Annotated in this window: 20 protein-coding genes and 1 tRNA gene; 13 read left to right on the forward strand and 8 right to left on the reverse strand. The window is 71.5% G+C overall.

The window, feature by feature from the left end:
- Positions 1 to 230: 230 nt before the first annotated feature.
- Positions 231 to 1730 carry a potassium/proton antiporter gene (locus tag ACGFRG_RS27565; RefSeq protein ID WP_393268262.1) on the reverse strand — a complete coding sequence of 500 codons (1500 nt, stop codon included), beginning with the start codon at positions 1728 to 1730 and terminating at the stop codon, positions 231 to 233.
- A gap of 255 nt (positions 1731 to 1985) precedes the next feature.
- Between ACGFRG_RS27565 and ACGFRG_RS27570 the strand changes: the two genes are divergently transcribed.
- Positions 1986 to 4724: a penicillin acylase family protein gene (locus ACGFRG_RS27570; RefSeq protein ID WP_393268199.1), complete on the forward strand. Its 2739-nt coding sequence runs from the start codon at positions 1986 to 1988 to the stop codon at positions 4722 to 4724.
- On the opposite strand, the gene ACGFRG_RS27575 is transcribed toward ACGFRG_RS27570, so the two are convergent.
- The gene (locus ACGFRG_RS27575; RefSeq protein WP_393268202.1) at positions 4714 to 5277 is read right to left on the reverse strand and encodes a 5-formyltetrahydrofolate cyclo-ligase; all 564 of its coding nucleotides are present in this window, start codon (positions 5275 to 5277) and stop codon (positions 4714 to 4716) included. The genes ACGFRG_RS27570 and ACGFRG_RS27575 overlap by 11 nt on opposite strands.
- A 123-nt stretch (positions 5278 to 5400) precedes the next feature.
- On the opposite strand from ACGFRG_RS27575, the gene galU reads away from it, so the two are divergent.
- The 7 genes from galU to ACGFRG_RS27610 all read left to right on the forward strand — a co-directional run bounded on the left by galU (position 5401) and on the right by ACGFRG_RS27610 (position 10904).
- Positions 5401 to 6312, forward strand: a complete 912-nt coding sequence (galU, locus tag ACGFRG_RS27580; RefSeq protein WP_361427318.1) for a UTP--glucose-1-phosphate uridylyltransferase GalU — start codon at positions 5401 to 5403, stop codon at positions 6310 to 6312.
- Positions 6309 to 7610, forward strand: coding sequence for a gephyrin-like molybdotransferase Glp (gene glp / locus ACGFRG_RS27585; protein ID WP_361427321.1), 1302 nt, complete (start codon positions 6309 to 6311; stop codon positions 7608 to 7610). The genes galU and glp overlap by 4 nt, the downstream gene beginning before the upstream one ends.
- A gap of 61 nt (positions 7611 to 7671) precedes the next feature.
- Positions 7672 to 8172, forward strand: a complete 501-nt coding sequence (gene moaC / locus ACGFRG_RS27590) for a cyclic pyranopterin monophosphate synthase MoaC (RefSeq protein ID WP_393268206.1) — start codon at positions 7672 to 7674, stop codon at positions 8170 to 8172.
- A 32-nt stretch (positions 8173 to 8204) separates the two neighbouring features.
- Entirely contained in the window at positions 8205 to 8777 is a 573-nt protein-coding gene (locus ACGFRG_RS27595) for a molybdenum cofactor biosynthesis protein B (protein WP_393268265.1), read from the forward strand.
- The gene (locus ACGFRG_RS27600) at positions 8774 to 9400 is read left to right on the forward strand and encodes a GNAT family protein (RefSeq protein ID WP_361427602.1); all 627 of its coding nucleotides are present in this window, start codon (positions 8774 to 8776) and stop codon (positions 9398 to 9400) included. The genes ACGFRG_RS27595 and ACGFRG_RS27600 overlap by 4 nt, the downstream gene beginning before the upstream one ends.
- Positions 9401 to 9552: 152 nt before the next feature.
- Entirely contained in the window at positions 9553 to 10755 is a 1203-nt protein-coding gene (glpR, locus tag ACGFRG_RS27605; RefSeq protein ID WP_393268209.1) for a gephyrin-like molybdotransferase receptor GlpR, read from the forward strand.
- Positions 10756 to 10830: 75 nt separating this feature from the next.
- Positions 10831 to 10904: transfer RNA gene (locus ACGFRG_RS27610), tRNA-Ala, on the forward strand.
- Between the two features lie 140 nt (positions 10905 to 11044).
- Here ACGFRG_RS27610 and ACGFRG_RS27615 read toward each other — a convergent pair.
- From ACGFRG_RS27615 to ACGFRG_RS27630, 4 genes are all read right to left on the reverse strand, one after another.
- Entirely contained in the window at positions 11045 to 11485 is a 441-nt protein-coding gene (locus ACGFRG_RS27615) for a hypothetical protein (RefSeq protein WP_393268212.1), read from the reverse strand.
- Between the two features lie 82 nt (positions 11486 to 11567).
- Positions 11568 to 12710 (reverse strand): hypothetical protein, encoded by a 1143-nt coding sequence (locus ACGFRG_RS27620; protein ID WP_393268214.1) that lies wholly within the window; start codon positions 12708 to 12710, stop codon positions 11568 to 11570.
- Positions 12711 to 13313, reverse strand: coding sequence for a hypothetical protein (locus tag ACGFRG_RS27625; protein WP_361427335.1), 603 nt, complete (start codon positions 13311 to 13313; stop codon positions 12711 to 12713).
- Positions 13314 to 13646: 333 nt separating this feature from the next.
- A complete protein-coding gene (locus tag ACGFRG_RS27630; protein WP_361427338.1) occupies positions 13647 to 14123 on the reverse strand; it encodes a GNAT family N-acetyltransferase in 477 nt (158 codons plus the stop codon).
- 58 nt (positions 14124 to 14181) lie between these two features.
- On the opposite strand from ACGFRG_RS27630, the gene ACGFRG_RS27635 reads away from it, so the two are divergent.
- Positions 14182 to 15003, forward strand: coding sequence for an exodeoxyribonuclease III (locus tag ACGFRG_RS27635; protein WP_361427341.1), 822 nt, complete (start codon positions 14182 to 14184; stop codon positions 15001 to 15003).
- A gap of 36 nt (positions 15004 to 15039) precedes the next feature.
- Here the strand turns inward: ACGFRG_RS27635 and ACGFRG_RS27640 are convergent, their stop codons facing one another.
- A complete protein-coding gene (locus ACGFRG_RS27640; RefSeq protein ID WP_393268269.1) occupies positions 15040 to 15705 on the reverse strand; it encodes a MerR family transcriptional regulator in 666 nt (221 codons plus the stop codon).
- 799 nt (positions 15706 to 16504) lie between these two features.
- Between ACGFRG_RS27640 and ACGFRG_RS27645 the strand changes: the two genes are divergently transcribed.
- The 4 genes from ACGFRG_RS27645 (at position 16505) to ACGFRG_RS27660 (ending at position 20192) form a co-directional block, all read left to right on the forward strand.
- Positions 16505 to 18088 carry a flavin-containing monooxygenase gene (locus tag ACGFRG_RS27645; RefSeq protein ID WP_393268217.1) on the forward strand — a complete coding sequence of 528 codons (1584 nt, stop codon included), beginning with the start codon at positions 16505 to 16507 and terminating at the stop codon, positions 18086 to 18088.
- Positions 18085 to 19011 carry an alpha/beta fold hydrolase gene (locus tag ACGFRG_RS27650; protein ID WP_393268219.1) on the forward strand — a complete coding sequence of 309 codons (927 nt, stop codon included), beginning with the start codon at positions 18085 to 18087 and terminating at the stop codon, positions 19009 to 19011. Before ACGFRG_RS27645 ends, ACGFRG_RS27650 begins: the two co-directional genes overlap by 4 nt.
- On the forward strand, positions 19008 to 19895 hold the full coding sequence (locus tag ACGFRG_RS27655) for an SDR family oxidoreductase (protein ID WP_393268222.1): 888 nt from the start codon (positions 19008 to 19010) through the stop codon (positions 19893 to 19895). Before ACGFRG_RS27650 ends, ACGFRG_RS27655 begins: the two co-directional genes overlap by 4 nt.
- A 111-nt stretch (positions 19896 to 20006) precedes the next feature.
- Positions 20007 to 20192 (forward strand): hypothetical protein, encoded by a 186-nt coding sequence (locus tag ACGFRG_RS27660; RefSeq protein WP_393268225.1) that lies wholly within the window; start codon positions 20007 to 20009, stop codon positions 20190 to 20192.
- A gap of 371 nt (positions 20193 to 20563) precedes the next feature.
- Here ACGFRG_RS27660 and ACGFRG_RS27665 read toward each other — a convergent pair whose 3' ends face one another.
- Positions 20564 to 23851, reverse strand: a complete 3288-nt coding sequence (locus ACGFRG_RS27665; RefSeq protein WP_393268227.1) for a S41 family peptidase — start codon at positions 23849 to 23851, stop codon at positions 20564 to 20566.
- Positions 23852 to 23929 lie beyond the last annotated feature (78 nt).

Genomic DNA, 23929 nt, shown 5'->3' on the forward strand with positions numbered 1-23929 from the left:
CCATACGGTCGCGCCAGCTCTGCGTCAGGCAGAGTTGGTCGATCAGTGGTGTGCCTTCATGCTACAGGGGGAATCGGATCTGCGCCTGAGAAAGCGCGCAGATGGCCGAGATCACACCTGTGATTAACCGGATCCTCCCCCGGTTGTTCCCTGATTCGATGGACGCGAGACGCTGCTTCCGTCGTCCTGACCGCCCCGACCGCCCCGACCGCCCCAGCCGCCGGGCGGCCCTAGCGGCCCGCGCCGCCCGCCCCCAGCCAGCCCGCGAGCTTGCCGCCCTGTCCGACCGCCCGCAGCCGGGCCTCGGCCGCGTCCCGTACCGGGTCCGTCGCCACGACGAGCAGTTCGTCGCCGCGCCGCAGCACGGTCGTCGGCCCCGGTACGAAGCTCTTGTCGTCCCGTACGACCAGCGTCACCGCGGCGCCCGGCGGCAGTCGCAGCTCGTGCACCTCGACGCCGTGCATCCTGGACTCGTCCGGGATCGCCACGGACAGCAGATGGCCGCGCAGCCGCTCCAGCGGCGCCGACTCGATCCCCAGGTCGGAGGCCGCCTCGGTCTCGGAGACCCGCAGCTTGCGGGCGAGCCAGGGCAGGGTCGGGCCCTGGACGAGGGTGTAGACGACGACCAGGACGAAGACGATGTTGAAGATCCGCTCGCTGCCGTCGATCCCGGAGACCATCGGGATGGTGGCCAGGATGATCGGTACGGCGCCGCGCAGCCCCGCCCAGGACATCAGGGCCTTCTCCTGCCACGGCATCTTGAACGGCAGCAGGCTGACCAGGACCTCCAGCGGCCGCGCCACCATCGTCAGGACGAGGCCGATGATCACGGCGGGCCAGAAGTCGCCGGAGAGCTCGTGCGGGGTCACCAGCAGGCCGAGCAGGACGAACATGCCGATCTGGGCGATCCAGCCGAGCCCGTCGGCGAAGCCCCGGGTCGCGGGCCAGTGCGGCAGCTTGGAGTTGCCGAGGACCATCGAGGCCAGGTAGACGGCGAGGAAGCCGGAGCCGTGGGCCATGGCGCCCGCCGCGTACGCGGTCACCGCGATGGCCATCACGGCGATCGGGTAGAGGCCGGAGGCGGGCAGCGCCACGTGCCGCAGCCCCCAGGAGCCGAGCCAGCCCACCGCGAGCCCGACGCCCGCGCCGATCGCCAGCTCAAGGGCGATCTTCCCGGCGAGCAGGTACCAGGAGTCCACCGGGCCCGGCGTGGAGAAGGCGACGACCAGGATGACCACAGGCGCGTCGTTGAAGCCCGACTCGGCCTCCAGGACACCGGTGATCCTGGACGGCAGCGGCACCTTGCGCAGCACGGAGAAGACGGCCGCGGCGTCCGTGGAGGACACCACCGCACCGATGATGAGGGACTGCCGCCATTCGAGCCCGACCAGATAGTGCGCACCGGCCGCGGTGACCCCCACGCTCACCGCGACACCGGCGATCGACAGCACCATCGCCGCCGGCAGCGCCGGGCGGATCTCCTTCCACTTGGTGCCCAGACCGCCTTCGGCCAGGATCACCACCAGGGCGGCATAGCCGATGACCTGGGTCAGTTCGGCGTTGTCGAACTTGACGTCGAAGATCCCGTCCTGCCCCATCGCGACGCCTATGCCGAGGTACAGGAGCAGGCTGGGGAGCCCGCTGCGCGAGGAGACGCGCACCGCCGCGACGGCGATGAGCAGGACGAGCGAGCAGATGAGCAGGAGCTCGTTGAGATGGTGGACAGTCAGTGGCCGATCCTTCCCCTCACGCGCCGTCGGGCGCCCTCACGTACAGGTGCTGGAACGTTTCTTCAGTCACCCGGTACTTCGTTACCTTACCTAATCTTTGACGAGTTCTTTACGCGCGGCCGTACCGTGACGCCGGTCCGACGCCCCGGTGACGGCGGTCCGGCGCTCATAGAAGACACCGCGTCCGGGGCTGTCAGCGGCTGCGCCTATGGTTGCTCCAGCACCTAGGACCACCCTGCCCCTCGAAGGACAGCGATGCCCGCCAACACAACCGCCCCTTCCGCCAAGACGAAAGTCAGGAAGAAGGGACGCCGCGCCCGCCTCCTCCTGATCGTCCTGGTGCTGGCGCTCGTAGCGGGTGTCGGGTACGGCGCTTACTGGGGCGTCAGCACGGTGCGCGCCTCCTTCCCGCAGACCACGGGATCCATCCAGCTCAAGGGCCTGTCGGGCCCGGTCGAGGTCAGGCGCGACGACTACGGAGTGCCGCAGGTCTACGCGGACAGCGACACCGACCTCTTCATGGCGCAGGGCTTCGTCCAGGCCCAGGACCGCTTCTGGGAGATGGACGTCCGCCGTCACATGACCTCCGGCAGGCTCGCGGAGATGTTCGGCAAGGACCAGGTCGAGACGGACTCCTTCCTGCGCACTCTCGGCTGGCGCCGGGTCGCGCAGCAGGAGTACGACACCAAGCTGTCACCGCAGACCAAGAAGTACCTCCAGGCGTACGCCGCCGGTGTCAACGCGTATCTCAAGGGCAAGAGCCCCAAGGAGATCTCGGTCGAGTACGCGGCGCTGGACTTCGTGCACGACTACAACATCGAGCAGTGGACGCCGGTCGACTCGGTGGCCTGGCTCAAGGCGATGGCCTGGGACCTGCGCGGCAACATGCAGGACGAGATCGACCGTTCGCTGATGACGAGCAGGCTCAGCCCGCAGCAGATCAAGGACCTGTATCCGCCGTACCCGACGGCCACCCACCGGCCGATCGTCGACGAGGGCTCGGTCAACAAGACCACCGGCAAGTACGACCCGAACCGCGAGCCGGGCACCGGCACCGCCCTGTCGGGCACCGCCCAGGGGGCGGCGCAGGGCGCGCAGACGCAGCTCGCGCGGCTCTCCGACAACCTCGACAAGATCCCGGCGCTGCTCGGCCCCAACGGCAGCGGCATCGGCTCCAACTCCTGGGTCGTCTCCGGCAAGTACACGACGACCGGTATGCCGCTGCTCGCCAACGACCCGCACCTCGCGCCGATGATGCCGTCGCTCTGGTACCAGATGGGTCTGCACTGCCGGACCGTCTCCGCGACCTGCGGCTACGACGTGGCGGGCTACACGTTCTCCGGGATGCCCGGTGTGGTCATCGGCCACAACCAGGACGTCTCCTGGGGGTTCACCAACCTCGGCGCCGATGTGACCGACCTGTACCTGGAGAAGATCTCCGGCAACAGCTACACCGTCGACAACAAGCAGGTGCCCCTCACCACGCGTGAGGAGGTCATCAAGGTCGCGGGCGGCAAGAGCAAGACGATCACCGTGCGCGAGACCGACAACGGTCCGCTGGTCTCCGACCGCAACGACGAGCTGGAGAAGGTGGGCCAGAAGGCCCCGGTGACCACCTCCGCGCCCGACCGGGGCGAGGGGTACGCGGTGGCGCTGCGCTGGACCGCCCTGGACCCGGGCAAGTCCATGGACGCCGTCTTCGAGCTGGACCGGGCCAAGGACTTCAAGTCCTTCCGGGCGGCCGCCAAGGACTTCGAGGTCCCCTCGCAGAACCTGATCTACGCGGACACCAAGGGCCACATCGGCTACCAGGCGCCGGGCCGGATCCCGATCCGGGCCACCGGCTTCGACGGCACCATGCCCGCTCCCGGCTGGGACTCGAAGTACGCGTGGAAGAAGTACATCCCCTTCGAGCAGCTGCCTTACGAGTACGACCCCAAGCGCGGCTACATCGTCACCGCCAACCAGGCCGTGGTCGACGACAAGAAGTACCCGTACCTGCTGACCAAGGACTGGGGCTACGGCACCCGCAGCCAGCGGATCAACGACCTCATCGAGTCGAAGACCAAGGACGGCGGGAAGATCTCCACCGAGGACATGCAGAAGATGCAGATGGACAACAGCAGCGAGATCGCCGCGCTGCTGACGCCCGCTCTGCTGAAGGTCGACGTGTCCGACCCGGCCGTACGCGAGGCCCAGAAGCTCCTTGAGGGCTGGGACTACACCCAGGAGTCCGACTCGGGGGCCGCCGCCTACTTCAACGCGGTCTGGCGCAACGTCCTCAAGCTGGCCTTCGGCAACAAGCTCCCGAAGGAACTCCGGGTCAAGGGCGAGTGCCTGTACGTCCTTCCGCCGGTCGGCTCCGGCCCGGTGGACGACCCCAACGCGCGCGTACGCGAGTGCGGCCAGCGCGACCCGGACTCGGCGCAGCCGGACGGCGGCGACCGCTGGTTCGAGGTGGTGCGCCGCATCTTCCCCGACCAGAAGAACGTCTGGTGGCAGTCGCCGGGCAGCCGTCTGGACAAGGCCACCACGACCCGCGACCAGTTGCTGGCGCGCGCCATGAAGGACGCCCGCTGGGAGCTGACGGCCAAGCTCGGCAAGGACGTCACCACCTGGAGCTGGGGCCGGCTGCACCAGATGACGCTGCGGAACCAGACCCTCGGCACCGACGGGCCGGCCATCGTCAAGTACCTCCTCAACCGCGGCCCGTGGAACCTGGGCGGCGGCGAGGCGGCGGTCAACGCCACCGGCTGGAACGCGGGCGGCGGCGACTACGGGGTGACCTGGGTGCCGTCGATGCGCATGGTGGTGAACCTGAAGGACTTCGACAAGTCGAAGTGGATCAACCTCACCGGCGCCTCGGGCCACGCCTACAGCGCGCACTACTCGGACCAGACGTCCAAGTGGGCCAAGGGCGAGCAGCTGGACTGGTCGTACACCGCCAAGGCGGTGGACACCGCGACGGTGGACAACCTGACGCTCAAGCCGTGAAGCGGGTCACGCCCTTCGGGGTGACCACGGCGTGAACGGGGTGGTCGTGCGGTTCCTCCGGGACCCGGGCGACCACCTCGCCGTCGTAGAGGAGCACTACGCGCGCGGGGTCGTGGCCGGCGGCCGCGATCCGGGCGAGCACCCGGTCGTACGAGCCGCCGCCCCGGCCCAGGCGCATCCCGCGCGCGTCGACGGCGAGGCCGGGCAGCAGTACGGTGTCGGCCTCCAGGACGGCGGCCGGGCCCAGCCGGGTCCCGGCGGGCTCCAGGAGGCCCCGGGCGGCCCGTACGAGGCGGTCGGCGCCCTCGTACACAGCCCAGTCCAGGTCATTGTCCGATTGCAGTACGGGGAGCAGGACGCGGATGCCCCGCGTGCGAAGCGCGTCGAGCAGTGCGCGCGTGCCGGGTTCGCGCCCCACCGAGACATAGGCGGCCACGGTGGTGGCCGCCGAGAGCTCGGGCAGGGCCAGCGCCCGGCGGGCCAGGGCCTCGCCGGCCGCGCGGACGTCGTCGTCGGTCAGGAGGCGCCGGACACCCAGGAGTTCCCCGCGCAAGAGGGCCTTTTCGGCTGCACCATCACTCACAGTGTTTTCACTATCCCCTTAAATGACCGGTTATGGGAGCGAATTAACCGGAGGATAATCTTCCGCCCATACGCAGCGGTTAGTGTGCTGCGCATGACTCAGTCGCCCCCACGGATCACCAAGGCTGTCATTCCGGCGGCAGGCCTCGGCACCCGGTTCCTGCCGGCCACCAAGGCCACCCCCAAGGAGATGCTGCCGGTCGTCGACAAGCCCGCGATCCAGTACGTGGTCGAGGAGGCGGTCGCCGCCGGTCTCTCGGACGTGCTGATGGTCACGGGGCGCAACAAGCGTCCGCTGGAGGACCACTTCGACCGCAACTACGAGCTGGAGGAAGCGCTCTCCCGCAAGGGCGACGAGGCCCGGCTCGCCAAGGTCCGCGAATCCAGCGACCTCGCCGCCATGCACTATGTGCGCCAGGGCGACCCCAAGGGCCTGGGCCACGCCGTGCTGTGCGCCGCGCCGCACGTCGGCGACCAGCCCTTCGCGGTCCTGCTCGGCGACGACCTCATCGACGCGCGCGACCCGCTGCTCTCCCGGATGGTCGAGATCCAGGAGCGCGAGGGCGGCAGTGTGATCGCCCTGATGGAGGTCGAGCCGTCCCAGATCCACCTGTACGGCTGCGCGGCCGTCGAGCCCACCGGCCACGGCGACGTCGTACGGGTCACCGGCCTGGTGGAGAAGCCCGAGCCGGCGGACGCGCCCAGCAACCTGGCCATCATCGGCCGGTACGTCCTCGACCCGGCCGTCTTCGCGATACTGCGCCAGACCGAGCCGGGCCGCGGCGGCGAGATCCAGCTCACCGACGCGCTCCAGCAGCTGGCCGAGGACGAGAAGATCGGCGGCCCCGTGCACGGGGTGGTCTTCAAGGGCCGCCGCTATGACACCGGCGACCGCGGGGACTATCTGCGGGCCATTGTCAGACTCGCGTGCGAACGTGAAGACCTGGGCCCGGACTTCAAGGCCTGGCTTCGCAGTTATGTCACCGAGGAGATGCAGGCACCGTGAGCAACACGATCTGGTCGGTCGACGAGCACCTGGAGGACGTCCTCGCCGCCGTCAAGCCGCTCGAACCCATCGAGCTGCAACTGCCCGACGCCCAGGGCTGCGTCCTGGTCGAGGACGTCACGGTGCCGGTCGCCCTGCCGCCCTTCGACAACAGCTCGATGGACGGGTACGCGGTGCGCGTCGCCGATGTGGCGGGCGCCAGCGAGGAGTTCCCCGCCGTGCTCACGGTGATCGGCGACGTCGCCGCGGGCAGCGGTGAGCTCCCCGCCGTCGGTCCCGGCCAGGCCGCCCGGATCATGACCGGCGCCCCGCTGCCGCCCGGCGCCGAGGCCGTCGTCCCGGTCGAGTGGACCGACGGGGGTACGGGCGGGGGCCCGGCCACCACCATGCGCCCGGCCGGCGCCGCGCCCGAGGGCGCCGGCGGCGAGGTCCGGGTGCACCGCCCCGCCGAGGCCCGCGCGCACGTACGCGCGCGTGGCAGCGACGTCCAGGCGGGCGACCTGGCCCTGGCGGCCGGGACGGTGCTCGGAGCGCCCCAGATCGGCCTGCTGGCCGCGATCGGCCGCGGCACCGTGACCGTACGCCCGCGCCCGCGCGTGGTCGTCCTGTCGACCGGCAGCGAACTCGTCCAGCCCGGCGAGGAGTTGGGCCAGGGCCAGATCTACGACTCGAACAGCTTCGCGCTCGCCGCCGCCGCGCGTGAGGCGGGCGCCATCGCCTACCGGGTGGGCGCGGTCACCGACGACGCCGAGACGCTGCGCGCGACCATCGAGGACCAGCTGATCCGCGCCGATCTGCTGGTGACGACGGGCGGCGTCAGCGTCGGGGCGTACGACGTGGTCAAGGAGGCGCTGTCCTCGGTGGGCGACGAGGACGAGCCGGGCAGCGGGATCGACTTCCGCAAGCTCGCCATGCAGCCCGGCAAGCCCCAGGGCTTCGGCTCGATCGGCCCCGACCACACCCCGCTGCTGGCCCTGCCGGGCAACCCGGTGTCGTCGTACGTCTCCTTCGAGCTGTTCGTACGGCCGGCGATCCGCACCCTGATGGGCCTGCCGGACATCCACCGCCCACGCGCGCGTGCCGCCCTCAGCGCCGACAAGCCGCTGTCGTCCCCGGCGGCCAGGCGCCAGTTCCTGCGCGGTACGTACGACGCGGACGAAGCCACCGTGACGCCGGTCGGCGGCTCCGGATCGCATCTGATCGCGGCCCTGGCGCAGGCGGACTGCCTGATCGTGCTCCCGGAGGACGTCACATCGGCGGAGCCCGGCACGGAGGTCGAGGTGATCCTGCTCGGCTGAGGGGGCCGGGGTGGCGGTAGCGTGTCTGCCCACACAGGCCGGACCGGGAGCGCCACACACCATGAGTACGCAAGGCAGGCTGACCCACATCGACGAGGCGGGCGCGGCCCGTATGGTCGACGTCTCCGAGAAGGACGTCACGGTCCGCACCGCGCGCGCGAGCGGACGCGTGCTCGTCTCGCCCCGCGTCGTGGAGCTGCTGCGGGGCGAGGGCGTCCCCAAGGGCGACGCCCTGGCGACCGCCCGGATCGCCGGGATCATGGGCGCCAAGCGCACCCCGGACCTGATCCCGCTCTGCCACCCGCTCGCGGTCTCCGGTGTGAAGCTGGACCTCGCGGTCGCCGACGACGCGGTACAGATCCGGGCGACGGTGAAGACGACCGACCGCACGGGCGTCGAGATGGAGGCGCTGACCGCCGTGTCGGTGGCCGCGCTGACGGTCGTCGACATGGTGAAGGCCGTGGACAAGGCGGCCGTCATCACGGACATCCGGGTCGAGGAGAAGACCGGCGGCAAGTCGGGCGACTGGACCCGCCCGGAGGCGGAAGGGGCGACGCCGTGAGCGCCACGACGGACCCGGGCGGTGCGGCCGCCATGGCGGATCCGGCCGCCACGACGGATCCGTCCAGCGCGACCGTCCCGGCCTCCGGCGCTCCCGGCAACGCCCCCGGATACCGCGCGCTCGTCGTCACCGCCTCCAACCGGGCCTCGGCCGGGGTCTACGCGGACAAGGGCGGCCCGCTCGTGGCCGAAGGACTCGCCGGACTGGGCTTCCTGGTCGACGGCCCCCGGGTCGTGCCGGACGGTGACCCGGTCGAACAGGCCCTGCGGGACGGGGTGGCGCAGGCGTACGACGTCATCGTCACCACCGGCGGCACCGGTATCTCGCCCACCGACCGCACCCCCGACGCCACCCGTCGCGTCATCGACTACGAAGTGCCCGGCATCGGCGAGGCGATCCGCGCCGAGGGCCTGGCGAAGGTCCCGACCGCCGCGCTCTCGCGGGGCCTGGCCGGGGTCGCGGGCGGCCGCACCCTGATCGTCAACCTGCCGGGCTCCACCGGCGGCGTCCGCGACGGCCTGGCGGTCCTCGGGCGGCTGCTGACGCACGCCGTCGACCAGATCCGGGGCGGCGACCACCCCAGACCCACGGGGAGCCCAAGCTGAACGTCCCATCGTGGCCGGTCGAGCTGGCGGACGGCGATGTGGTCCTCCGCCCCATAAAGCTGCGCGACCAACGGGCCTGGCGCGAGGTGAACCGGCGCAACCGCGAGTGGCTGCGCCCCTGGGAAGCGACCATTCCGCCGCCGGTGCCGGGCGCCCCGGCCGCCCAGCGGCCCACGTACCGGCAGATGGTCCGGCATCTGCGCGCCGAGGCGAACGCGGGCCGGATGCTGCCGTTCGTGATCGAGTACCAGGGCCGCCTGGTCGGCCAGCTCACGGTCGCCGGGATCACCTGGGGCTCGATGTGCTCGGGACACGTCGGGTACTGGATCGACCGCGAGGTGGCGGGCCGGGGCGTGATGCCGACGGCCGTCGCGCTCGCCACCGACCACTGCTTCCGTACGGTCGGACTGCACCGTATGGAGGTCTGCATTCGGCCCGAGAACGGGCCGAGCCGGCGGGTCGTGGAGAAACTCGGATTCCGCGAGGAGGGCCTGCGCCCGCGCTATCTCCACATCGACGGTGGATGGCGGGACCATCTGGTGTACGCGCTGACGGCGGAAGAGGTGCCGGAGGGGCTGCTGCACAGGTGGAAGCAGGCGCGCCGGGCGCACCACGAGAAATGAAATATACGTTCGAATTCGATTGCCTACGTTTGTTTCGTTCCACCGAACCGATCTGAAGAATCACAAAAAAAGCCAGTGATATCAGCCAGATCGTGCGACACACCGGCTCAATTGGCGTATCCCGTCGCGCCCATCCCTCTACCGTGTGGTGTGTGAGCAGCAGCGGCCTCATTTACGCAGTCATCGTCGGGGCCTGGGCCGCCTACTTGGTGCCGATGTGGCTCCGCAGGCAGGACGAGCTCAATGAGGCCCGTCCGACGGAACGCTTCAGCACTGCCATCCGGCTGCTGTCCGGACGGTCTGCCATGGAGCGCCGGTACGCCAAGGAGCTGCGGCAGCGAGGTTCTGGCGCCATCGCACCCGACGCCGACCCGGACGCGCCCACGGAGTCCCTGGGGGACCCCACAGGTGGTGCCGACGTCCGCGACTTCGGCGTGCCCCGGACGCACCCGACGGGTACGGGGGGCGCGCGGCGGGAGGGCCGGGTCACAGAGGGGCCCCCTTCGGAGGCCGCCCGCCACGAGGGCCACTCCCACGCCGAGGACCGGGCAGCCGACAGGGAGCACCGGGACGAGCGGACGGGTGAGCGGACGGGTGTGGGGCGCCGGAGCGAGGAGCGACCGGAGGGCGCGCGGCAGGACGCCGGGCGCCGGCGCACCGACCGTTCCGCCGATGCCGCAGAACGCGCCCGTCGCGCCCGGCGCAGCGCGGTCCTGGCGCGCCGCCGGCGTACCACGGTGATCCTCTTCCTCACGTTCACGCTGGGCGCGGTGGTGGCGGCCGTGGGCGGCCTCGGCTTCCTGTGGGTGCCCGCTGTCCCGGCCGTACTGCTCAGCGCGTACATCGTGCATCTGCGGGCGCAGGAGCGGCGGCGGTTCGCGTTCGTCATGGACCGGCGCCGGGCCGAGATCGCCGCGCAGCGCCTGCGCGAGCGCCAGCCGCGCCGTCAGCCCCCCGCCGTGGCGGAGACCGAGGACGAGCCGGAGCCCCACCCGGCCCCGGAGCCCGAGCCCGTCGTCTCCCCGCAGGAGGCCGACCGGCGCGCGCTGGTCGAGCAGACCGACCACGCGGAGTGGGTCGACCAGCAGCGCGAGCGCGGCCCCGAGCGCGGTGACAGCTGGGAGCCGGTCCCGGTGCCGCTCCCGACGTACGTGACGGCCCCGGTCGCCCCCCGCGCCACCGGCAGCATCGACCTGGGTGCCCCGGACACCTGGTCATCGGCCCGCTCCTCCACCGCGGACCCGACGGCCCCGGCCACCCCGGCACCCGGCCGGCGCACGTCCCCAAGTCGCCGCAGGACCCCGCTCTTCGACCAGTACGCGGAGCAGGACCGCCCCCGCGCGGCCAACGAGTGACGCCCGTCTCGCCCACCAGCGGGGATCGGATTTCCAAGCACCCCGATCGGGGTGCTAATGTTTCACCCGTTGCAAGGGCCTGTGGCGCAGTCCGGTAGCGCACCTCGTTCGCATCGAGGGGGTCAGGGGTTCGAATCCCCTCAGGTCCACAACAATGACTGTTCTTGAGTCAGCTCAGGAAGAGTTCACAAGATCCCGTCCGGTCGTGAAGACCGGGCGGGATCTTTTGGTTTCCGGGGTTTCCGGGGTGTCCGGGATGGGCCGCGACGGATCGCGTCGCGGCCGGGCGTCAGGGCTGTTGGCGTTGGAGGCGGAAGTCCGGGCAGACGTCGGGGTCCGCGTCGTCGTAGACGGTCGTGCGGGTCGCGTCCGTGCCGATGGTGAGTTTGTCGAGGGTGTCGCCTTTGAGGAACAGGGTCGGCTTGGTGAAGTGCAGGCGCAGGAGTGCGCGGTCCGTGGAGGACGTGGCCGGGGCGATCTCCCAGGTGCCGGAGCCGTTGAACGTGTCGCCCAGTTCGGACCGGTGGTAGTCGCCCGTGGGCCACTTCTCCGCCTTCATGGCGCCGCCCGAGGACAGGGTCAGGCGGACCGCCTCGGCCTTGTAGGAGCCCTTGTAACTGCCGATCAGCTCGCCGGGGGTCGCTGACTTCGCGGCGACCGGGACGCAGCGTTGCAGGGCGTCGGAGCCGCACGCCGTGAGGGGGGCCGCGAGTACGGCGACGGCGGCCACGGCTCCGAGGGTGCGTCGGGAGCCATGGGGCCTGCGGGAGCCGTGGGGCGTGCGGAGGCTGCGGGGGCGGTGGGGCATGGTGCTACTCCTTCCCTGCTGCCGGGATGCGTTCGGTCCACGTCATCTGCTGGCTGACGGTGGAGAAGACGCCGCTGTCGCGGTTCGTCTTCTTCAGCCAGTCGTAGTAGCCGATGAAGTGGAGGAAGGACTCGTTGCTGGTCTTGTTGTTGAGCGTGTACTCGACGACGAGGGAGCCGTCGGGGTCCTGGCCCTTGACCGAGTAGTCGAGGGAGTACGAGCCGACGAACGCCTCGCCCAGATGGTCCGGGTCGCCGGTGGCGATCGCCGGGATGTCGGTGAGGACGAGCTTTTCGAGGGCGCCGATCTTTCCGCCCTTGGAGATCGAGTAGCTGACGCTGCCCTCGTCGTTGCCGTCCTTGCGCCAGTTGGCGAGGGTGTCCGCGCGGAGCTGTTCCATGCTGACGCTGGACTTGATCAGCTCGGTCATCCGGTCGCCGTCGTGGTACTCGCGGTCGCGCGGCCCGCTCCCGCTGACCCAGTCCATGCCCAGCGAGTACGGGGTGTCCTTCTGGGTGAGCGGGTACGGGTCCTTGCCCTGCATCGCCAGGTCGAGGGCGTTGTAGTCGGCCTGGCTGATGGTGTTGGTGGTGGCGAGGTTGTTGTGCTGTGGGTTGGTGTTGAACCAGTCGCCGAGCCCGATGTCCGACATCAGCGAGAACGCCAGGTTCCGGTCGGCGACGACGCCCCGCTTCACGATCTCGACGATCTCGTGCTGGGCGTCCTCGATGGCCTTCGCGTCCGCCGAGCCCTTCTCGACCACCTTGCAGACACCGTTGACCATGTCGGGGGAGACGGCGCCGCTGGAATCGATGTGCAGACCCTTGTCCTGGGCGCGCTTGACGGCGTCCTTCAGGTCCTTCTGTACGGACTTGAGCTCGCCGAGCGCGTCGTCGAGGACCCCGACCGCTGCCTCCGCGACCTTGGCGGCCGCCCCGATCTGGCGCTCGATGTCGTCGATCATCCGCCAGGCGTACGGGGCCGCCGCGCCCTCCCAGTAGCCCTTGTCGCGCAGCGGCGTCAGCATCTCGTCGTGGACCCGCTTGGGCAGGCCGGTCAGGCCCGTGTGCGTGGCACGCCACTGGTCGGCGAGCTTCTGCAGCGGGCCGAGGTCGGTGCTCAGGATCTCCTGGTAGAACGACGGCACTTACAGCCCCTCCAGCTTCGAGCGGCGCGGTACGACGCACTGCAGTGATTCGTCGACGGCGGTGTCCGTCTTGTGATAGTCCCGGGCTCCGACGCGCAGGCTCTCGGCGATGCGGCCCAGCCAGCCGGCCACGGTGCCGGCCTGCTTCTCCCACTGCTTGGCGGCCGTGCGGATGGCCTTGGCCGAGTCCCAGCCGTCCATCGCCGCCGACGCCTTCTGCGCGGGGTCCGCCAGTGCGGCCGCCGGCTTGGTGAAGGCGGTGTGGATCTCGTCCGCGTGGCCGGCCGCCGTGGTGAGGACGCCGGGCGCGATCCGGAGCATGTCCTGGGGCGGCCCCGGGGGTGCGGCGGGCGGGAACGGCCGGAAGTCGGGCCGGGGCGCGAGCGGTGGGGCCTGGGGCGTCGGCTTGAGGAAGGGGGAGCCGGTGAGGGGCGGGCCGGTGAGCGGCGGGCCCGGGCGCAGGGGGACCGGGGTGAGGGGGTCCACATAGCTGTCGGCGGGCGGGGCCTTGGTGACGCCGGCGAGCCATTCGGAGTGGTGCCGCTTCAGCTCGTCCGGCGACAGCGGCAGTTGGGACGGTTCGGGCAGCTTGTCGTCGCTCATGCGGAATCCCCCGTGTGGTGCGCTTACGTTCAGCAGCCTAACCCGCAGGTGGGGGGCCTGATGGCAAGCCGTGACGGGGGTGGGGCGGTGGGTGTGGGCGGCTGTTGTGGGGGTCTGGTGTGGGGGTGTGGTGTGGGTGGTCCCGGGTGGGTGGCGGTGCGGTCGGCGCTACCCCAAGGGGCGCTTCGGTGGGGGTCCTTGGGGTGTCAGCGCGAGCTCTCACGTCGGCCTGAACTCACGTCGGCCTGAACTCACGTCAGCCCGAGCGCACGTCAGCCCGAGCGCACGTCGGCCTGAACTCACGTCGGCGCGAACTCATGCCAGCCGCTCACGTCACAGCGGCTTCGCGTAGCAGCGGCTGCTCTCGTACTCGCGGTAGTGGCCGAACTTGGTGCAGGGCGCGTAGCCGGTGGAGGTGTAGAGGGCTATCGCCTCCGGCTGCTTGTCGCCCGTCTCCAGCACCATGCGGATGCGGCCGGCCGCGCGGGCGTCGGCTTCCAGGGCGGCCAGGATGCGGCGGGCCAGGCCCAGGCCGCGGGCCTCCGGGATGACGTACATGCGCTTCAGTTCGGCGTCGCCGTCCGAGTAGCCCTCGTCGTTCTTGTCCTGGGTGCGCCAGCCGCCGGTGGCGATCGGGCGGTCGTCCGCGTCGTACGCGATGAGGTACAGCCCGTTCGGGGGTACGAACATCGAGGCGTCGAGCGGGGTGGCGTCGCCCTCGTCCCCGTACCGCTCGGCGTATTCGAGCTGCACCTGGTCGTTGAGCTTGATGGCGTCCGGGTGGTCGTACCCGAGGGTGCGGATATGCATGCGTTCCAGCGTACTTCTATGCAGGCGATCACGGTGACCGGGTCGGTATGGTGCCCCGGTGCTCACTGTTACCTCTGTGAATGTAAATGGGCTCCGCGCCGCTGCCAAGAAGGGCTTCCTGGAGTGGCTGGCCGGGACCGACGCCGATGTGCTGTGCCTCCAGGAGGTACGGGCCGAGCCGCAGCAGCTGACCGCCGACGTGCGCGAGCCCGAGGGGTGGCACGTCGTGCACGCGCCCGCCGCCGCCAAGGGCCGGGCCGGGGTCTCGCTCTACACCCGCCGCGAGCCCGAGCGGGTACGGGTCGGATTCGGGAGCGCGGAGTTCGACGGCAGCGGGCGGTACGTCGAGGCGGACCTGCCCGGCGTCACCGTCGCCAGCCTCTACCTCCCCTCCGGTGAGGTCGGCACGGAGAAGCAGGACGAGAAGTACCGGTTCATGGGGGAGTTCCTGGCGTATCTGAAGGAGCTCCGGGCGCGGGCGGCCGCCGACGGGCGCGAGGTCGTCGTCTGCGGCGACTGGAACATCGCCCACCGCGAGGCCGACCTCAAGAACTGGCGCGGCAACAAGAAGAACTCCGGCTTCCTGCCGGAGGAGCGGGAGTGGATGTCCCGCGTCTTCGGCGAACTCGGCGACGGGGCCGCTTCCGACGCCGGTTACGTCGATGTCGTGCGCGGGCTGCACCCCGAGGAGGAGGGCCCGTACTCGTGGTGGTCCTACCGCGGGCGCGCCTTCGACAACGACACGGGCTGGCGCATCGACTACCAGGTCGCGACGCCGGGGCTGGCCGCGCGGGCGGTCAAGGGGTACGTGGAGCGGGCCGCCAGTCATGGGGAGCGGTGGAGTGATCATGCGCCGGTGACTGTGGTGTATGAGGTGTAGGCGTACGTAGGTGTACGCGCTGTCGGCGTACGGGGGTTACGTCGGCGGGGTGCTCTCGTCGGGCTCTTCTGCCTCTTCCGTGGCCGGGCCCTTGGCCATGTGGCGGTCCAGGGCCATCGACAGTTCCGCCTCGACCACGTTCTTGGCGAGTGGGCGCAGGCGGGCGATGTCCTCGTCGGGGGCGTGGGCGCGGAGCAGGGTGAGGAAGAGGCGGGCCAGGGCGTCCGCGTGGGTGCGGACCTCGCGGCCCGCAGCCAGGACCGCCGCCAGCGGGACTCCCTCGCGTACCAGCGCGGCCGAGACGTCGAGCAGTCTGCGGCTGGTGTGGACGATCTCCTCGCCGTCGACGGCGAGATAGCCGAGGTCGAGCGCGGCCGCCAGGTTCTCCGGGGTCACCTCGCCCGCGAAGTGGTCGGCCAGGGCCTCGGGGGTCAGGCGGACCGGGGTCTCCTCGGTCGGCTCGACCAGGCCCAGCGCCTCACCCGCGTCCCGGCCGGACTCGAACGCGGCGGTCAGGTCGGCGATGCCGGAGAGGGTGTGGCCGCGTTCCAGGAGTGCGGTGATCGTGCGGAGGCGGGCCAGGTGGTGGTCGTCGTACCAGGCGATACGGCCTTCACGGCGTGGCGGCGGGATGAGGCCGCGCTCGCGGTAGAAGCGGAGGGTGCGGACGGTGATGCCGGCTTTGGCGGCGAGCTCGTCCATGCGGTACTCGCGGGGCGGGGCGGGGTCGACTGCGGGCCCCTGCGGGGTGCGGGCGGCCTCGGCCCGGGCGGCTGCGGGCACCCCGCGCGTGCGGGCCGCGTCGGCCCGGGCGGCTGCGGGCACCCCGCGCGTGCGGGCGGCCTCGGCCCGGGCGGCTGCGGGCACCCGTTCGGCGCGGGCCGCCTCGGTCCCGCCGACTGCGGGCACCCCCTCCGTGCGCGGGGCCTCGGTCCCGGCGGGGGCTTCGCCCCCGGACCCCGCGTTCGGCTGCGGGCCGTCGTCCGCTGTGCCCACCCGTTCCGCCCCAGCGGAACGACTGCCCACAGCGTGGCGGGGGGCTGCGTCCGTTGTGCCTGCCCGTTCCGCCCCAGCGGAACGACTGCCCACAGCGTGGCGGGGGGCTGCGTCCGTTGTGCCCACCCGTTCCGCCCCAGCGGAACGACTGCCCACAGCGTGGCGGGGGGCTGCGTCCGTTGTGCCTGCCCGTTCCGCCCCGGCGGAACGACTGCCCACAGCTGGGTGGGGGAGCGCTGGGCGGGAACTGGCGCCCGCCGCCCGGCCGCCCGTGGCGGAGGTGGAACCGTCGCCCGCAGGGGGGTGCGGGGTGGCGGAGCCGGAATGATCGGCCCCCGTGCCTGCTCCTCCGTCTGTCACGTCCGCCAGCCTATGTTGTACCGCCGGTAACTTTCCCCGGCTGACCCCTACCGCTCGGTATGCGGCTGCTCTACTCTCCCCATTGTGCCAGTGATTACTGGCAGAGTCGCTACGTACAGACGACGTCCTGCATGGAGGCGGTGGCATGGGCCAGCACGAGCGCGACCACGAGCGCGTACGCGTCGCGGTGATCGGATCCGGGTTCGGGGGGCTCGGGGCCGCCGTGCGGTTGCGGCGGGAAGGGATCACCGACTTCGTCGTTCTGGAGCGGGCCGACTCCGTCGGGGGGACCTGGCGGGACAACAGCTATCCCGGGTGCGCCTGCGACGTGCCGTCCCATCTGTACTCGTTCTCCTTCGCGCCCAACCCCGACTGGCCGCGCACCTTCTCGGGGCAGCGGCACATCCGGGCCTATCTGGAGCACGTCGCCGACGTCTTCCGGCTGCGTCCGCATCTGCGCCTCGGGCACGAGGTCACCTTGATGCGGTGGGACAGCGAGCAGTTGTGGTGGGTCATCGAGACGGCGCATGGTGCGACCATCACCGCCGACGTCGTCGTGTCCGCCACCGGGCCGCTCTCCGACCCCAAGATCCCCGACATCCCGGGGCTCGACTCCTTCCCCGGCAAGGTCTTCCACTCCGCCCGCTGGGACCATGACTACGACCTGCGCGGCAAGCGCGTCGCCATGGTCGGGACCGGGGCGTCCGCGATTCAGATCGTCCCGGCCATCCAGCCCCGGGTCCGCAGCCTCACGCTCTTCCAGCGCACCCCGCCCTGGGTCATGCCGCGCGTCGACCGGGCGATCAGCGCGCCCGAGCGCTGGCTGCACCGGCAGTTGCCCTTCACCGGGGCAGCGCGCCGCGGACTGCTGTGGGGCATACGGGAGTTGCAGGTCAGCGCGTTCACCAAGCGACCCAATGAGCTGGGGCTCGTCGAGTCGCTGGCCAAGCGGAACATGGCCCGGGCCATCAAAGACCCGGCCCTGCGCGCCAAGCTGACCCCCGACTACCGCATCGGCTGCAAGCGGATCCTGCTGTCGAGCGAGTACTACCCGGCGCTGGCGAAGCCGAATGTCGACCTGGTCGCCTCGGGGCTCGGCGAGGTGCGCGGGTCCACCCTCGTCGCCGCCGACGGGACCGAGACCGAGGTCGACGCGATCGTCTTCGGCACCGGCTTCCACGTCACCGACATGCCCATCGCCGACCGCGTGGTCGGCGCCGACGGGCAGACGCTCGCCGAGGCGTGGAAGGGCGGCATGGAGTCGCTGCGCGGCGCCACCGCCGCCGGGTTCCCCAACTGGATGACGATCATCGGGCCCAACACCGGACTCGGGAACTCCTCCATGATCCTGATGATCGAGTCCCAGCTCAGCTACATGGCCGACTACCTGCGGCAGTTGAACGTGCTCGGCGGGCGCGTGGCGCTCGGCGCCCGGCCGTCCGCCGTCGGCGCCTGGAACCGGCGCGTCCAGGAGCGCATGAAGCGGACCGTCTGGAACACCGGCGGCTGCACCAGCTGGTACCTGGACCCCAGTGGCCGCAACACCACCATCTGGCCCGGCACGACCGGCGAGTTCCGCAAGGAGACCCGTGCGGTCGACCTCGGGGAGTACGAGGTGATCCGCGCCCGGGCCGCCGCCGAGCCCACGGACAAGCCCGCGCCCGCCAAGGCCCGTCGGAGCGGCACCGGCCAGGGCGAGGCCACCACCCCCGAGGCGGTGGCCTCGTGAGTCCCGTCCGTACCCCCCACGTCACCGCCGGTCCCTATGCCCCGCCCACCCCCGCCCGTACGCTCACCGCCGTCTCCGTCGACGGCGCCCGGCTGCACGTCGAGGTGCACGGCCGCGAGGGCGCCCCGGCCGTCGTCCTCGCGCACGGCTGGGCCTGCTCGACCGCTTTCTGGGCCGCGCAGATCCGCGCGCTCGCGGGGGAGCACCGGGTGATCGCGTACGACCAGCGCGGCCACGGACGTACGCCCGCGCACGCCGTCTGTTCCACCGACGCGCTCGCCGACGACCTGGAGGCGGTGCTCGCCGCGACGCTCGCGCCGGGCGAGAAGGCCGTGCTCGCCGGGCACTCCATGGGCGGGATGACGCTGATGGCGGCCGCCCGGCGGCCGGGCCTTCGCGAGCACGCGGTGGCGGTGCTGCTGTGCAGTACGGGCAGTTCGCGGCTGGTGGCGGAGTCCTTGGTGGTGCCGATGCGGGCGGGGCGCCTGCGCACCCGGCTCACGCACGCCGTCCTCGGCTCGAAGGCCCCGCTCGGGCCCGTCACGCCCGTCACCAAGAAGGTTCTCCGGTACGCGACCATGGGCCCGGGGGCCGCGCCGGACCGCATAGAGGCGTGCGCCAGGATCGTGCACGCCTGTGGGCGGCGGCCCCGGTACGCCTGGTCGCAGGTCCTGAGCGGGCTCGAACTGGACGATCTCGTACGGGAGTTGCGGGTGCCCACCGCAGTCGTCGCGGGCACGGCCGACCGGCTGACCCCGCCCGTGCACGCCCGGCGGCTGGCGGCCGCGCTGCCCGTCTGCGCGGGGCTCACCGAGCTCGCCGGTGTCGGGCATATGACTCCGGTCGAGGCGCCGGAGGCGGTCACGGAACGCATCCGTGAACTGGTTCGTACGTATGTGACGGTCGAGGAAGGTGTGGCATGAGCAGGGTGAGCCTGGAGGGACAGGTCGCGGTTGTCACGGGAGCTGCCCGGGGAGTCGGCGAGCTGCTGGCCCGCAAGCTGTCGGCGCGCGGCGCGAAGGTGGCGCTGGTCGGCCTGGAGCCGGACGAGTTGAAGAAGGTCGCCGCACGGCTGCACACCGAGGCGGAGTCCTGGTTCGCCGACGTCACCGACCACGAGGCGATGGCGCGGGTCGCGGGCGAGGTGAAGGAGCGGTTCGGCAAGGTCGACATCGTGGTCGCCAACGCCGGGGTCGCCTCCGGCGGGCCGTTCGTGGACTCCGACCCGGAGGCGTGGCGGCGGGTCATCGAGGTCAATCTGATCGGCGGCGCGGTCACCGCCCGCGCCTTCCTGCCCGTACTGATGGAGAGCCGGGGCTACTTCCTGCAGATCGCCTCGCTCGCCGCGATCACGCCCGCGCCGATGATGACGGCGTACTGCGCCTCCAAGTCGGGCGTGGAGGCGTTCGCGCACAGCCTGCGGGCCGAGGTGGGTTACAAGGGCGTACGGGTCGGGGTCGGGTATCTGTCCTGGACCGACACGGACATGGTGCGCGGCGCGGACCAGGACGAGGTGATGCGGGAGCTGCGCCAGCGGCTGCCGTGGCCGTCCAACCGTACGTATCCGCTCGGTCCGGCCGTCAACCGGATCGTGGCGGGCATCGAGCGGCGGTCCTCGCATGTGTACGCGCAGTGGTGGCTGCGCGGGATGCAGTCCGTGCGGGGGTATCTGCCGTCGGTGATCGGGGCGGTGGGGCAGCGGGAGATGCGGCGCTTCGAGCCTCGGCTCGCGGAGGTCGGGCGCGGGCTCGTGGGGGCGGGCGGGGCCGCCGACGAGCAGGAACGGGTGGTTCGTCACCGGCCGTAATCGACCGAAATGCGTGCTGTGTCCGTGCGTGCCACGCTGGTCGAGGCCCGGAGGAACCGTGGGACAAGCCCCGGTTCCCCGCCCCTCACAGCGTTGTAGGAGTGAACCTCGATGGGCAACAAGGACCAGTTCCAGGACAAGGCGCGCGAGGCCGCGCAGCAGGCGAAGCAGTCCATGCAGGCCAAGAAGAACAAGGGCCAGGACACTGCCCAGCAGCGGTCCCAGCAGATGCCGGACGAGGCGCAGCGGGCGCAGCAGGAAGCGCAGGACAAGCTGGACATGGACTACGACATCTGACGCTCGCTGCGTTCGCGGTACGAAGTGGCGCATCCCCGGTTTGCCTGGGGGTGCGCCACTTCGCGCGTGCGGTTGAGGGGCGCGGGGCTGTGTCATTGTGCGGCTCCGCCGCGATGGGGGTCCCCCCTGTTCGAGCGGAGCCGAGAACTTGGGGGAGCGACCGGCCACGCACGGTCCGCAGGTGGACGCCGCCGCCGGAGGCTTTCGGGAAGGGGCGGGGTGGGGGTTCAAGCAGGGTGCGCAGCCCGGCGGGAACGGGGTGCCGCTGCGCCCACCCTCCCCCAAGCTCTCGACTTCGCTCGACCTCGACCAGGGGGGACCCCCATCGCCCCTGGCGGCACGCATGCCCGCAGCCGGGTAGGGGGGTGCGCTCAGCGCGGCGGGAGCTTGGGGCGGCGGCGGTCCGGGGTGTCCGTGTATGTGGGCGGCGTAGCCGCCGGCGCGCCTGTCAGCAGGTCCAGCGCCAGCTGCACCGCGTCGTCCAGCTGGGCGTGCCGCCCCTCCGCCCAGTCCAGCGGCGTACGCAGGATCTCCAGGTCCGGCTCGACGCCGTGGTTCTCGATGGACCAGTGGTACTGGTCGAACCACGCCGCGTTCATCGGCACAGTGATCACCGTCCCGTCGCCCAGCGTATGGCGCCCGGTCATGCCGACCACCCCGCCCCAGGTCCGCTGCCCGACCACCGGCCCCAGCCGCAGCAGCCGGAACGCCGCGGTGATCATGTCGCCGTCGGACGACGTCGCCTCGTCGGCCAGCGCCACCACGGGACCGCGCGGCGCGTTCGAGGCGTACGACACCGGCTGGGCGTTGCGCGTCAGGTCCCAGCCCAGGATCTTGCGGGTCAGCTTCTCGATCACCAGCTCGCTGATGTGGCCGCCCGCGTTGCCGCGTACATCGACGATCAGCGCCGGGCGCGACATCTCCAGGCGCAGATCCCGGTTGAACTGGGCCCAGCCCGACCCGCCCATGTCCGGGATATGCAGATAGCCGCACTTCTCGCCGCTCAACTCCCGTACCACCGCACGGCGTTTGGCCACCCAGTCCTGGTATCGGAGAGGGCGTTCGTCGACCAAAGGCACGACCGCCACCCTTCTCGACCTGCCCTCGCCCTCCGCCGGCTGGAACGTCAGCTCCACGGTCGTCCCGCCCGCGCCCGCCAGCAGCGGATACGGGCCCGCCACCGGGTCCACCGGGCGGCCGTCGACATGGGTGAGCACCGCGCCCTCGCGGATGCCGGTGCCCGCGAGCGGCGAGCGCGCCTTGGAGTCGGAGGAGTCGCCGGGCAGGATCCGGCGGACCATCCAGCCGTCGTCCCGGGGGACCAGGTTGACACCGAGCAGGCCCTGCGGACGCTGGTAGTGGGGCGGGCCCTCGTTGCGCCGCGCGGCGGACACGTACGCGTGCGAGGTGCCCAGTTCGCCCAGGACCTCGCGGAGCAGATCCGCGAACTCGTCGGGCGACGCGACCCGTTCGACCAGCGGGCGGTACTGGTCGAGGACCGCGTCCCAGTCGATGCCGCACATGTCCGGCTCCCAGAAGTAGGAGCGGATGACGCGGCCCGCCTCGGCGTACGCCTGGCGCCACTCCGAGGGCGGGTCGACCTCGTGCAGGATCCGGCGCAGGTCCAGATAGACCGTGGAGTCGGTGTCGCCGGACTCGGTCGCGGGCACCGCGCGCAGATCGCCGTCGTCGACGACGACCAGACGGCTGCCGTCACCGCTGACCGCGAACCAGTCGAGGTGGTCGACGAGTTCGGTCTTGCGGGCCTTGGTGATGTCGAAGTGCTCCAGGGTCGGGCGCCCGGAGGTGTCCGCCGGGTTGGCGAAGGTCTCGCCGAGCGCGCCCGAGATCGGCCAGCGCAGCCACACCAGACCGCCGCCGGAGACCGGGGACAGCGCCGAGTACTTGGAGGCGGAGACCGGGAACGGCGTCACCCGGCTCTCCAGGCCCTCCACTTCGACGGTCACCGTGCCGTCGCCGTTCTCGTCGAGCGGGTCGAGCCCGCCCGCCGCCGGGCGTCCGTCCGGCAGCAGCGCGAAGGGCGAGGGGGTCGCCGAGGAGAGCGGGACCAGATACGGGCGGCAGCCCAGCGGGAAGGAGAGGTCGCCGGTGTGCACGTCGTAGACCGGGTCGAAGCCGCGCCAGGACAGGAAGGCGAGATAGCGGCCGTCCCGGGTGAAGACCGGGTTCTCGTCCTCGAAGCGGCCGTTGGTGACGTCGACGATCACGCGCGCGCCGGGGCCCGCGATCCGGGCCATCTTGATCTGGCGCAGCGAGCGGCCGATGCCCGGGTGCGACCAGGTCAGCCAGTGGCCGTCGGGGGAGAACGCCAGGTCCCGGACGGGGCCGTTGATGGAGCGGATGAGCTCGGTGACCTCGCCGTTGGACTCCTCGCTCGCGTCGATCAGGAGCAGACGGCCGTCGTGCGAGGCGATCGCCAGGCGTTCGCCGTCCGGGTCGGAGAGCAGTTCCTGGACGTGGCCGAGCTCCCCGGAGGCCAGCCGTCTGGGTTCGCGGTCGCCGCTGGCTCTGGGCAGATACGCGATCTCGACGGCGTCCTCGCCGTCCGCGTCGGTCACGTACGCCACCTGTCCGCCGGTGCCCAGCATCTCGGGCAGCCGCACCCGTACGCCCGCGGTGTCGGTGATCGTGCGGGCCGGGCCGTCGCGGTGGGTGAGCCAGTACAGGCTGCCGCGCACCACGACGGCGCTGGCCCGGCCCGTGGTGTCGACCGAGAGCGCGTCCACGTGGTTGGCGGCGGGCACCTGGTAGGTGCGCCGGCCCGCGCGGGGGCCGCCGAGGCGGACGTCCAGGCGGCGCGGGGCGGCGTCGGGGGCGAGCGAGTCGACGATCCACAGGTCGCCCGCGCACTGGTAGACCACCCGCCGCCCGTCCGAGGAGGCGTGCCGGGCGTAGTACTCGTCGTGGTCGGTGTGGCGGCGCAGGTCGGAGCCGTCCGGTAGACAGGAGTAGAGGTTGCCGACGCCCTCGTGGTCGCAGAGGAACGCGATCCGCCCGGCCACGAACATCACCGACTCGATGTGGCCGCCGATGTCCTTGAGCAGCCGCTCGCCGTGCAGCCACAGCCGGCCCATGGCGCCGCCCCGGTACCGCTTCCAGGCGGCGGGCTCGTGCGGGGGCTTGCCGGTGAGCAGCAGGGTGCGGCGCTCGCCGTCCAGGTCGGCGACCGCGATGTCGGAGACCGGCCCCCAGGGCAGCCGTCCGCCGGGGGAGCCGTCGGTGGGGACGCTGTAGGCCCAGGAGAAGTACGAGAAGGGCTGGCCGTGCGAGGAGACGGCCAGGATGTGGCCGTCGGGGGTCCAGCCGCAGACCCGGGTGTCGGAGGAGCCCCAGTAGGTCAGCCGCCGGGCCGGGCCGCCGTCGACCGGGGCGAGATGGATCTCGGGGTCCAGGCTGCGCCAGGTCGTGTACGCGATCCGGCGGCCGTCGGGGGAGAAGCGCGGGTGGCTGACCTTGGTGCGGTCGACCGTGACCCGCCAGGCCCGCGACGGGCTGTGGCCGGCCGGGACGAGGGGCGCGACCCACAGGTCGTCCTCGGCGGCGAAACAGATCAAGTCGTCGTGCAGATGCGGGAAGCGGAGGTACGCGCCCTCGGTCACGGGCGCCTGCTGCTGGTCGTCCACCGTTGCGTCGCTCACTTCTCAATGCTTTCCGCGCGGCGGGGGTGCGGCAACTTATGGAGCCCTGACACTTGTGGCGGAGGACACATGCGAAAC

The organism is Streptomyces sp. NPDC048696, assembly GCF_043198895.1.
In the GTDB taxonomy this organism is placed as follows: domain Bacteria; phylum Actinomycetota; class Actinomycetes; order Streptomycetales; family Streptomycetaceae; genus Streptomyces.

Coding starts and splice junctions, on each gene's coding strand:
- ACGFRG_RS27570 (WP_393268199.1), top strand. CDS start 1,986: ATGCCCGCCAACACAACCGCCCCTTCCGCCAAGACGAAAGTCAGGAAG.
- galU (WP_361427318.1), top strand. CDS start 5,401: ATGACTCAGTCGCCCCCACGGATCACCAAGGCTGTCATTCCGGCGGCA.
- moaC (WP_393268206.1), top strand. CDS start 7,672: ATGAGTACGCAAGGCAGGCTGACCCACATCGACGAGGCGGGCGCGGCC.
- ACGFRG_RS27595 (WP_393268265.1), top strand. CDS start 8,205: ATGGCGGATCCGGCCGCCACGACGGATCCGTCCAGCGCGACCGTCCCG.
- ACGFRG_RS27625 (WP_361427335.1), bottom strand. CDS start 13,313: ATGAGCGACGACAAGCTGCCCGAACCGTCCCAACTGCCGCTGTCGCCG.
- ACGFRG_RS27630 (WP_361427338.1), bottom strand. CDS start 14,123: ATGCATATCCGCACCCTCGGGTACGACCACCCGGACGCCATCAAGCTC.
- ACGFRG_RS27640 (WP_393268269.1), bottom strand. CDS start 15,705: ATGGACGAGCTCGCCGCCAAAGCCGGCATCACCGTCCGCACCCTCCGC.
- ACGFRG_RS27645 (WP_393268217.1), top strand. CDS start 16,505: ATGGGCCAGCACGAGCGCGACCACGAGCGCGTACGCGTCGCGGTGATC.
- ACGFRG_RS27655 (WP_393268222.1), top strand. CDS start 19,008: ATGAGCAGGGTGAGCCTGGAGGGACAGGTCGCGGTTGTCACGGGAGCT.
- ACGFRG_RS27660 (WP_393268225.1), top strand. CDS start 20,007: ATGGGCAACAAGGACCAGTTCCAGGACAAGGCGCGCGAGGCCGCGCAG.